Source organism: Rhodoluna sp., from assembly GCF_044232805.1.
Taxonomy (GTDB): domain Bacteria; phylum Actinomycetota; class Actinomycetes; order Actinomycetales; family Microbacteriaceae; genus Rhodoluna.
In genome coordinates this window covers 1-10,616 of the sequence record NZ_JBIILG010000038.1, presented here as the reverse complement: position 1 = coordinate 10,616, position 10,616 = coordinate 1, and the positions used below count along the sequence as shown (strand labels likewise).

10 protein-coding genes, 1 tRNA gene, 1 other RNA gene and 1 pseudogene are annotated in these 10,616 nt (G+C 47.9%); 4 read left to right on the top strand and 9 right to left on the bottom strand.

Going from position 1 to position 10,616, the window contains the following annotated elements; all coding sequences use genetic code 11:
* From AC9UES_RS05445 to prfB, 6 genes are all read right to left on the bottom strand, one after another.
* The coding region (locus AC9UES_RS05445) for a glycosyltransferase family 2 protein (protein ID WP_509527374.1) at window positions 1–466 on the bottom strand (466 nt) is incomplete at its 3' end.
* Between the two features lie 158 nt (window positions 467–624).
* Window positions 625–994, bottom strand: a transfer-messenger RNA (tmRNA) gene (ssrA, locus tag AC9UES_RS05440).
* Between the two features lie 68 nt (window positions 995–1,062).
* Entirely contained in the window at window positions 1,063–1,536 is a 474-nt protein-coding gene (gene smpB / locus AC9UES_RS05435) for an SsrA-binding protein SmpB (RefSeq protein WP_509527372.1), read from the bottom strand.
* 9 nt (window positions 1,537–1,545) lie between these two features.
* Window positions 1,546–2,460, bottom strand: a complete 915-nt coding sequence (ftsX, locus tag AC9UES_RS05430; protein ID WP_509527370.1) for a permease-like cell division protein FtsX — start codon at window positions 2,458–2,460, stop codon at window positions 1,546–1,548.
* 2 nt (window positions 2,461–2,462) lie between these two features.
* A complete protein-coding gene (gene ftsE / locus AC9UES_RS05425; RefSeq protein ID WP_509524629.1) occupies window positions 2,463–3,152 on the bottom strand; it encodes a cell division ATP-binding protein FtsE in 690 nt (229 codons plus the stop codon).
* Between the two features lie 12 nt (window positions 3,153–3,164).
* A complete protein-coding gene (gene prfB, locus AC9UES_RS05420) occupies window positions 3,165–4,271 on the bottom strand; it encodes a peptide chain release factor 2 (RefSeq protein ID WP_509527368.1) in 1,107 nt (368 codons plus the stop codon).
* A gap of 36 nt (window positions 4,272–4,307) precedes the next feature.
* Between prfB and AC9UES_RS05415 the strand changes: the two genes are divergently transcribed.
* The 3 genes from AC9UES_RS05415 to AC9UES_RS05405 all read left to right on the top strand — a co-directional run bounded on the left by AC9UES_RS05415 (window position 4,308) and on the right by AC9UES_RS05405 (window position 7,554).
* Window positions 4,308–5,513 (top strand): MFS transporter, encoded by a 1,206-nt coding sequence (locus AC9UES_RS05415; RefSeq protein WP_509527366.1) that lies wholly within the window; start codon window positions 4,308–4,310, stop codon window positions 5,511–5,513.
* Window positions 5,514–5,673: 160 nt separating this feature from the next.
* Window positions 5,674–7,155 (top strand): exonuclease domain-containing protein, encoded by a 1,482-nt coding sequence (locus tag AC9UES_RS05410; protein ID WP_509527364.1) that lies wholly within the window; start codon window positions 5,674–5,676, stop codon window positions 7,153–7,155.
* A gap of 312 nt (window positions 7,156–7,467) precedes the next feature.
* Window positions 7,468–7,554, top strand: a tRNA-Leu gene (locus AC9UES_RS05405).
* Window positions 7,555–7,602: 48 nt separating this feature from the next.
* On the opposite strand, the gene AC9UES_RS05400 is transcribed toward AC9UES_RS05405, so the two are convergent.
* Together AC9UES_RS05400 and AC9UES_RS05395 are read right to left on the bottom strand one after the other, a co-directional pair.
* Window positions 7,603–8,166 (bottom strand): GNAT family N-acetyltransferase, encoded by a 564-nt coding sequence (locus AC9UES_RS05400; protein WP_509527362.1) that lies wholly within the window; start codon window positions 8,164–8,166, stop codon window positions 7,603–7,605.
* A gap of 8 nt (window positions 8,167–8,174) precedes the next feature.
* A complete protein-coding gene (locus tag AC9UES_RS05395) occupies window positions 8,175–8,819 on the bottom strand; it encodes a uracil-DNA glycosylase (RefSeq protein ID WP_509527360.1) in 645 nt (214 codons plus the stop codon).
* 36 nt (window positions 8,820–8,855) lie between these two features.
* Between AC9UES_RS05395 and AC9UES_RS05390 the strand changes: the two genes are divergently transcribed.
* Window positions 8,856–10,046: a M20 metallopeptidase family protein gene (locus AC9UES_RS05390; RefSeq protein ID WP_509527358.1), complete on the top strand. Its 1,191-nt coding sequence runs from the start codon at window positions 8,856–8,858 to the stop codon at window positions 10,044–10,046.
* On the opposite strand, the pseudogene AC9UES_RS05385 reads toward AC9UES_RS05390, so the two are convergent.
* Window positions 10,027–10,616: pseudogene (locus tag AC9UES_RS05385) on the bottom strand (glycosyltransferase 87 family protein); the annotation flags it as partial. The gene AC9UES_RS05390 and the pseudogene AC9UES_RS05385 sit on opposite strands and share 20 nt — an antisense overlap.

Sequence of the window (10,616 nt, the reverse complement as noted above, 5' to 3'; positions counted from 1 at the left end):
CCGTGATGTTCCAATAGCCAGTTGAAATCTTGGTTAGTAAGGTAAGGCCAGCGTTTCCAAATAATCTGATGCCAGGCATCTTCGACAGCCCGGTCAGGCTGTCAAAGCGATCACCCTTGGTGTAATCCGCGCGTCCGGTAACAATTGGTGCAATTAGGTCTTTGATTAGTGCCGGATCCATCTGGCCATCGCCATCAAGCTTCACAACAATCTGAGCATCAGATTCCAGCGCCGCCCGATAACCGGAAACCGTGGCACCTCCAACACCCTGATTTTCAGTGTGGAAAATGACCTTTACTCTAGGGTCCTTAATTTCCCTTTCGACAAGTTTTCCAGAACCATCTGGGCAGGCATCGTCAATTATATAAATGTAAGCAACCTCTGGGCCGATTTCCCCAATAGTTTGAACAATGTGCGCGGTTACCTTGTAGCAAGGAATTACAACCGCAACAATCGGCTTAGTCATCAATACCCAATCTTGTTATCAAGAACACCCGCTGTGGATCCTTTTTGTCTTTCAATAAATCATCGAAACACAACTACCTTAATTTTAGGCCACTTAGCTCATGCTAGGTAGGTCAGACAAACAACAAAACCCAAGGTTTCCCTTGGGTTTTGTTGACATGGTGGAGATGGGGGGAATTGAACCCCCGTCCGATACTTGGATTCTGACTCTTCTACGGGTGTAGCTTCAATACTGTTTTACTCGGCTCCGGTCATAACTTGAAGCGATCTAACCGACGAGCCCAGCCTGAGTGCAAGTCCCGAGCAACCCTAAGGCGTAACTGCTCAGCAAGATTTCTAAATGACGCCAGTACCTAAAACGAAATCAAATTTAGGCTGACGGACTTTGTGGCTAGCTTATGCGGCTAGGGCAAAGTCGGTGCTCTTAGATTTGGCACCTATAGTTTGCAAAGGACATTAACGAGTTGACTTTGCATTCTCGACCCGCTTCATTCAGTTTCTGCAAATACCGTCGAAACCGGTCATCCCCATGTTTAGTTATCAACTGACTTTACGTCAGGACAACAGTCTAACCGCCCAGTCAGACAAAAGATACGGCTACCAATCCTTGCCCTTGGTGGACATAGCTCTGGCTGCTTCACGCTTATCTTGTTGCTCTTTTAGAGCTTGTCGCTTGTCGTATTCCTTCTTACCCTTTGCAAGTGCAATCTCAACTTTTGCCCGACCGTCCTTGAAATACAGCGAGATTGGAACCAAAGTAAAGCCAGATTCCTTGATTTTGCCAACTAGCTTGTCGATCTCAACCCGGTTCATCAAAAGTTTGCGACGTCTTCTGGTTGAGTGATTGTTCCAAGTTCCCTGAGTGTATTCGGGGATGTGAACATTTTCTAGCCAAGCCTCACCAGATTCGATGGTGGCGTATCCATCCACCAGGGATGCGCGACCAGCCCGCAACGACTTCACTTCAGTTCCAGTTAGGACAATGCCAGCTTCAAAGACATCTTCGAGGTGATAGTCGTGACGGGCTTTACGATTGGTGGCCACCACTTGCTGGCCACGCTCTCTCGGCACGATCGACTCCTAGATTTTGAGGTAGCGACGGATCGCAAGACCCGACGCTGCTGCCGCAAGCACTATACCTACGGCAATTAATAGCGGAACTACAAGCATGCCATCGCTTAGCCCAACAAAGCTAGTGAATGGAAGACTTTGCGCCAGGAACCCTTGAACGAAGAACTGAATCAATGCCAAGACCGTGACACCAGCCAGCACGCTACCAATCAGCGCTGCGACAACACCCTCAAGAATAAATGGCAGTTGAATTGAGAAGTTGCTAGCACCAACCAACCTCATGATTCCAAGCTCTCTTCGTCTGGAGAAAGCTGAAAGTCTGATTGTGGTGGAAATCAATAGAGCACTGGAAACAAGCATTAGCGCAGCGATGGAAACAGCCGCAAGAGAAGCAATATTGAGGATCAAGAATATCTGGTCCAGATAGCTTCTTTGGTCCTTTACTTCCTCAACACCAGCGAGGCCGGCAAAACTTTCAGTAAGAATTGGTGACTGATTTGGATCGTATAGGTTTACCCAAAATGTCTCATTTAGCTGCTCTGGCTTCACGTATTGCGCAACAGCGTTACCAGCAAACTGCTCTTGAAAGTTTGCGAATGCTTGATCATGATCTTCGAAGTAATACTTTTCGATGAAGGGCACAAGCGTTGGTGAATCCAGACGCTCTTGAACCTGCAACTTAACGTCCTCGGCAGCTTCGCCTCTGGGGCAGGTAGCTTCGGGTGATACATCTGTGCAGAGATAAATTGCTACCTGTGCCCTGTCGTACCAGTAGTTTTTCATTTGACCGATTTGCATTTGCAGTAGCGACGCAGTCCCAACAAAAGTTAGGGAGATAAAAGTAACCAAAATAATGCTGACAACCATCGCAAGGTTTCGTCTGAGACCCTCAGTAACTTCGGAAAGCATGAATCCAAATCGCATGGCTAGTCCCTCACTCCGTAGCCACCAGCAACTTGATCGCGAACAATTTGCCCGTGACTTAGCTCCACAACTCGCTTTTTCATTTGGTCAACAATGCCGCGTTCGTGAGTGGCCATGACAACAGTTGTTCCGCCGAGGTTAATGGTGTTCAACAGCGACATGATTCCTTCGCTGGTGGTTGGGTCTAAGTTTCCAGTTGGTTCATCGGCCAACAAGATAGCTGGCTTATTGACAATGGCTCGGGCTAAAGCAACTCTCTGTTGCTCTCCTCCTGAAAGTTCACTTGGTAGTCGATCGCCTTTTTCTCCTAGACCCACCAGACGAAGTACGTCTGGGACAGCTTCTTGAATAAACCCTTCAGACTTACCAATCACTTGCAAACTGAATGCCACATTTTGGCTAACTGTCTTGTTAGGTAGCAATCTAAAGTCTTGGAAAACTACACCCAGACGTCTTCTGAAAAACGGCACCTTCCTCGCGGGAAGTCCGACGAGGTTTTCCCCCAGCACATGGACAGAGCCTGAGCTAGGCACATCTTCGCGCAGCATAAGTCGCATGAGGGATGATTTTCCCGAACCGGATGCACCAACGAGAAATACAAAGTCTCCCTTTTCAATCTCCAGGCTCACTTGGTCTAGCGCTGGTCTGGGAGTCCCTTTGTATTTCTTGGTGACGTTTTGAATGCTGATCATGTTGATTCAAGCCTAGGCCTGAGTCTGCATTCTCCATCGGATTCCCGCGGCAATAAATCCATCAAGTCCGCCATCAAATACGGACTGTGGGTTGTTTTCTTCGTATTCAGTTCGAAGGTCTTTGACCATCTGATAGGGAGCCAGGACATAGCTCCTCATCTGTTCACCCCAAGAAGCCTTCACGTCGCCAGCGAGTTGTTTCTTAGTGGCCTCTTCTTCGCGACGACGAACCTCTAGCAATCTTGATTGCAGAACTCTCATTGCGGCTTGTTTGTTTTGAATCTGACTTTTTTCGTTCTGGCAACTTACAACTGTTCCGGTTGGGATGTGAGTGATACGAACTGCTGAGTCTGTTGTGTTAACTGATTGACCGCCTGGTCCACTAGAGCGAAAAACATCCACTCTAATATCAGCATCTGGAATCTCAATTGCCTCGGTTTGCTCAACTAGCGGAACGATTTCTACCGCGGCAAATGAGGTTTGTCTTTTGCCCGCTGCGTTGAATGGGCTCATTCGTACAAGTCGGTGTGTTCCCGCCTCAACAGAAAGTGTTCCAAAAGCGTACGGGGCATCAATTTCAAATGTTGCAGATTTGATCCCTGCTCCCTCGGCATGCGATATGTCTAGCACGTGCACTGGATAGTTCTTCTGCTCGCAGTACCTGACATACATGCGCATGAGCATCTCTGCAAAATCAGTTGCGTCATCGCCTCCGGCCCCGCTTCTAATTGTGATCACGGCAGCACGAGAGTCATATTCGCCGCTCAAGAGGGTTTGAATCTCTAACTGGCCAACAAGCTTTTCTAAATCCGAAAGCTCCTTTTTGGCCTCAGTCTTGGTTCCGGTATCGGAGGCGTCATTAGCCATCTCAATCAAAACTTCAAGATCGTTGATCCTGGATTCGACTGATTTCAGAAGATCTAGCTTGTCTTGCGAGCGCGAGAGGGCGGAAGTTACCTTCGAGGCGTTGTCTGGGTCATCCCAGAGATCCTGAGCAGATGCTTTCTCCCTAAGTGCATCAACCTCTAGCTGCAGTGAGCTTGGGTTTATGACTTCTCTTATGGTGCCAAAAAGTGACCTAAGTGATTTGATTTCAGCAGCTAAGTCAAGTTCGGACATGATTCCACAATTCTAGGTGAGGGGCATAATTGGAAGGTGCCCGCATCCTCATACAAGCTAACCAGCCTAGGTTTGCCGGTATTTACTCCCTCACTACTTTTCGGTATCGCAGAAGGTGGACTTCTTCCAATCATTCCTGCAAGCGCCCAAGCATTAGGGGCGTCGTTACCTACTGCCGGAATAATTCTTGGGCTTGTAATGATTGGAACCCTCTTCGCAGACATCCCAGCTGCGCGCTTGATTAATGTCTTGGGCGAGCGCAAGGCAATGATGAGCGCGGCGGCAGTTGCGAGTGTGGGGGCCCTAATTGCATCGCTAGCTACTTCATTGTGGGTTCTAGGTTCAGGTGTATTCATACTCGGGGCAAGCGTTGCTGTATTTGGTCTTGCCAGGCACAGCTACCTAACTGAGGTTGTCCCCTACTCGCATCGCGCCAGAGCGCTATCAATAATTGGTGGCGTCTTTAGAGCGGGACACTTCATTGGACCTCTTATTGGCGCGGCGCTAATTATCTTGATTGATCTCCAAGCTGTTTACTGGAACGCTGTTGTGTTTTGTGCGCTGGCGGCATTAATTCTTATCTTTATAAAACCCGATCGAATGCCAGATACTCCAGCTACTGTCCCTGGTGGTACCTGGAAGGTAGCAAAACGAGAATCCAAGAAACTAGCAACTCTTGGGGTTACCTCGGCAATCATCGGTGGATTACGAACCGCAAGATTAGTTGGCTTGCCACTTTGGGCTCTAAGTATTGGACTTCCGCCTGCGACCATCGCGCTTTACATGGGAATCGCTGGTGCTCTCGATCTTGCGCTTTCCTATAGCTCTGGTCAGATAATGGATCGCTTCGGTAGGAGATGGTCAGCTCTTCCAACTTTGCTGGGTCTATCTCTGACTTTCTCACTACTTACCCTTGCCACCAACGAAACCACTTTTCTTGCAGTTGCCTTGTTGATGTCACTAGCTAATGGTGTTGGTAGTGGAATTATCTTGGTGATTGGTGCCGATCTAGCACCCAAGGGTGAACGAAATGAATTTCTGGCCTCATACCGATTATTGGTGGACTCTGGTATTGCAGCAGCGCCACTGGTTATCTCGGGAGTTACCGCACTGCTGGGTCTGTCTATTGCAATGTTCACTGTTTCTGGGCTGGGAATCGTGGGAGCTTTAATGGCTTACCGCTATGTGCCGCGGCGAGCCAACCCTTCAGAGCAGATCATGCCGACGTCTGAAAATATGTAGCTCACCATTTTGGATTGATTTAGGGACCGTATTTCCGATATTATCCGGGGAGCTCTGTCTGTCGGTGGGCGACTATAGATTTACCAGCAAGGTATCTAAACTCGTGCTTAGTACCTAGAGTGAGAGTCACAGGCGGCTCTGAGAAGGTAGAGGGGGAACCATGGATAAGTTGTTGTTGGATGATTACGGAATTCTGCACATAACTAGGCAAACTGAAAATTCCAGATCAATAACTGAGAAAATAAAAGTATCTGAAATATCGCACTTGAAGCATAAGGCACCCTCAATTTTTGCTCGTGGCTACATAATTTTGCACTTGAAGAATGGGGAAGAGTGTCCGCCAATCATGGTACCGGGACAGCGAGCTGTTTTTGAACAGTTGATTAACGAACTAAATCGCCTGATAGACGAAGCAACCACTAAAACAATTGCCCGAAAAAAGAGTCCACGAAAAGCGGATAAATCCGAAACCTCAATTGACGCTCGTGTCAAAAGTCAATCCCATAGTGATTTTGTAGCAATGGACATTGAATGGACAGACAGTAGCGACCCAAACTCGATTTGTGAAATAGGAATGGTGCTCTACCAAAATGGTGTGGCGGCGGAGAAGTACCAAGAGTACGTGCGGCCAGCCGGGGAGTATTACATTGGAGATTACGAGCAAGCAGCAAATGGTGTTCAGGAATCCTTGCTTGAAAACGCGAATACCCTTGGAGAACAGTGGCCTAAAATTGAGGCATTCATTGCTGGCAGAACTTTGGTTTTACACAATGCAACAAATGACGTAAACAAGATTCTTAGCACTTTGCAGGCTAATGGGCTAGATGAGGTTTCTGATTTTGATTACTTGGACACTCAGAGACTTGCTGCGAAGCTACCTTGGATAAAGTCAAAAAATGGGGTTTCAGATCTTGCTGAATTTTTCGGATTAACGCGCCATTACGCCGAGTATGACGATCGCGACCAATTTTCTTTGGCTCCTCACGGAGCACTTGAGGACGCAACCCTAACAGGAGAGATTCTCATGGAGATCTTAGGGACCTGTGGTTACTCAAGTTTGCTTGCACTATTGGAGGTTTCCAACTCCGTTCCAGGAAGGGTTCGAAATTCCACATTAATCAATGGTTTCTCCTCGCCTGGAAAATTAACGTACTCGACCCCCTCGGAGCTTCCGGCTGAAGATATTGTTCTTACTAAGGCAGTAAAGGCAAGAACAATTGCTGCTCAAGCCGAAGACAAGCGAAATGCTGGAGAATCTGCACGAGCAGAATTTCTCGAAGACCCCATTTGGTGGGAAGGGGAGCTAATTGCTGGACAGAGCGTTTGCTTCACCCAGCTCATGAATTGGGATAACGATGGAAAAGATCATAAATCGCAAGTCGAAGCTCTGGCTGAAAAACTTGGCTTGAAGGTTTTGCACTCCCTCAACAAGGATTTAGATCTTTTAGTAGTCAACGATCCCTGGGTAGAAGACTCGGCAAAACTTAGAGATGCTCTTTCTAGAAAGATTCCTATACCAGTTACTACCTACAGTGTTTTTCAAAGAAATAACCCGGCTTTCCCCAAATGGGAGTATGAGAAGTCCCCACAGTATGCAGAAATGAAATCAACGAAGAATTGGCCGATTCTTAAAAAGAAGTAGTCTCTCCTTCCCCCCGAGGAACAGAAATTCTGTATTGAAGGATATTCAGCATTACTTATCTAGAGCTTGCTCCTCGGGTTCATCGCAGGAGAAGCACACGAGAATCCACTCCTGCTCAACGCGCATGCTATGCAAAGGCTCCTTGGATAAACAAAGGTGGCAATTCATTACCCCATGATAAGTTCCAAATTTCGGTCGTAGTTGAGTTATCCACAGCCAAAATCCATTGGCCGCTGGAGCTCCTAGGGCTTGGCAGTGCTTGGAATTTGATTATGTGGCGGTTATAAACAGTGGTTAGACTATGTGAGGAACGCGGGAGTGGCGAAATTGGCAGACGCACTGGATTTAGGTTCCAGCGTTCGAAAGGACGTGTGGGTTCAAGTCCCACCTTCCGCACCAAAAGCAAAAAGACTCGCAAACTAGCGAGTCTTTTTCTATTTTTTGGGGCTAAAGGCTCTTTTGCATCAAGATCACACCAAGCCAGCGATTGAACTTGTTGCCCACTCCAGGCAGCTGGCCGACTTTCTTAAATCCAAACTGCTTGTGCATCCGTATAGAGGTATCAGCTTCGCTGTCGGAAATAACGGCAACTACTTCTTTGATTCCAGCTTCCTTTCCCAATCGCAACAGTTCGGAAAGAAGGCTTGGGCCAATACCTTGTCCTACGGCCGAGTGCTTGAGATAAATGGTGTTCTCAACTGTTCTGCGATATGCCGACTTCTGGCGCCACGGGGCAAGATATGCAAAACCCAGCAACTCCCCTGAATCTGAGGTTGCAACTATAAAGGGCAAATCAAGTTCTTTTACGTTTTTTAGCTTTTCCACCCAAGCGATTGGTTCCATGGGTTGCTCATCAAAAGTGATAACTGTCCCGGTTATGTAAAAGTTGTAGATCTCGCAAATCGCAGCGCAATCCGCAGCCGAAGCGTCACGAATGTTCGCAGAAGACTTAGAGGCCAACGAGGATTTGCGCCTGGAACCGAAAATGCCACTCGTAAATTTCTTAGCCATCACTACTCCTAACAAGACCAATCTATTGGTTCTTGACCTTGGTTGCTAAGGACGTGGTTCACACGAGAGTAAATCCTCGAACCGAAAAAACCTCGGTGTGCGGAGAGCGGACTGGGATGTGGAGCGTAAACAACCTCACCGACCTCAACAAGACCAGCTAACTTTTTGGCCTCTAGCCCCAAGCTCAAGCAAACCAACTTGCCGGCTCTCGCTTGGTCGAGCGCAGTGATAACAACTTCAGTAAATTCCCGCCAAATTCTTTGGTGCGCTCCAGAGGTACCAACCTCAGTTGTCAAAGCGGAGTTCAGAAGCATAACCCCCTGGTCGCTCCACTTAGCCAAGTCAGCTGATGCAGATAATCCAGGTAGGTCGAATTGAAGTTCCTTCATTAGATTCTTCAAGCTCTGCGGAGTCTTGGTTCCTGGCGCATTCGCAAAAGCTAGACCGCAGGCCATGCCTTGAGTTGGGTAGGGATCTTGCCCTAGCAAAAGCACTCGCACTTTTGCAACGGGTAATTCAAACGCGCGCATGACCTGATTGCGATTTGGAGTGAGATTCTGAAGCTTCGATAGCTCCTGCTCAATTCGATCAAGTAGGTCCTTACTTGGCTCAAGTAGGCGCTGCCAAGACTGATCCATTGCTTCAAAGAACATGTATAAATGCTAGGGCTCTAGTGGCACAATAAAACCATGACCCAAGATGTACTAGCCCAAGCCCAAGCCATGCTTCCGGAGCTGCAGACACTAAGACGAAAACTGCACACCATTCCAGAATTCGGCCTTGAGTTACCAAACACGCTAAAAGTTATCTTGGAGCAAATCGATGGGCTTGGAACAATAACCACCAGCAAGCAAATTAGCTCGGCTGTTTTACACATCAAAGGCTCCCAGCCTGGCCCAACTGTTTTGCTTCGTGCGGACATGGATGCCCTTGCCGTTATTGAAGACACTGGTTTGGAATACGCCTCGACGAATGGTTACATGCATGCTTGTGGTCACGATCTACACATGGCCATGGGTGTTGGTGCCGCAAAGATTCTTGCTTCAAGAAAAGACCAACTCAAAGGCGATGTCATTTTCTTTTTTCAACCTGGCGAGGAAGGTCACCACGGAGCAGATGTGATGCTAGAGCAAGGCGATCACATGGTTACTGGAAGTAAGCCAATTCGTGCTTACGGTCTCCACGTTTTTAGTTCCTACCCACTTGGCATGATGGGTTCTAAAGCAGGTCCGTTGATGGCCTCTGCTGGAGATTTGTTTGTCACAGTTACTGGCAGTGGCGGCCACGGATCAATGCCTTGGTTATCCAAAGATCCAATAAGTGTTTTAAGCGAAATCATGTCGGCTCTTCAAACCATGGTCACCAAGCGCTTCAACGCATTTGATCCGGTGATTGTGAACATAGGTTGGGTTAGCGCTGGAGACCAAGCAACCACCAACGTGATTCCAGAATCCGCTTCGTTTGGTGCAACGGTCCGAGTGTTCTCCGAGGAAAACGCTGTAAAACTTAAAGCTTTCACCAAAGAGCTAGTTGAATCCATTGCCAAAGGTTTTGGACTTACCGCAACCGTGGAGTTCACCAGAGCAACCAAGGTTCTCATGAACAACCCAGATGCTATCAAGTCAGTTGAAGAAGTCACATCACGCATGTTTGGGCCAGGAAGGTATATCAACCTTCCGACTCCAATCGCCGGTGGCGAAGACTTTGCCTCAATAGTTCACGAGATACCGGGAGCTTTTGTGTTTATGGGTGCCGCACCTGTAGGGGTAGACCCGGCAACAGCTGCCACCAACCACTCCAACAAAGCCGTCTTTGATGATGCAGTTTTGGCAGATGGCGCGGCATTGCTCGCAGAGCTGGCTATCGAAGCACTTCGCTAGTTTCTACTTCCGTTTTCTTCAACAGCTGAGTAGTGGCCCATACAAGAAGTGCAACCAGCAGCAAGTTCCTAGCAGTGAGAAGCCCAAGAGGGATGGTTTCGAGTCCGAGCAGTTCAATGTAAAACACCGGGTACACAAGCTGAGTTAGCAACAAAATTGCCGCTCCCATAGCCAGTGCAACTTTAGATTTGTTGATGCTGAAATAGACCAGTGCCACCAGTGGCACTGCCAACCAGATCATGAACTGCGGGGAGCCAACCTTGTTAAATACAATCAGGTCCAATACACCGGTCAGTGCAGCCAAAACAAAAACTTGAGTGCGATCACCTCCAGCTCGAACGGCCCGAATTGCTAAGAAGGCTGTTATCCCCAGCGCTGCAAACAAAAGGTAATTCGAAAACGCTGCGAGCTCCTGCACTAGCGGGCCTGAAACCTGATTTGTTAGAACGATGTCATCAAAAAATATGTTTGCCGATCCAAATTTGGCCAACCACATCCAAGCCGTGGCCATTACCGACTCAATTTGTATTCCACGCTCCTGTTGCTGCAGCACGAAGCCAAAAACTTTTG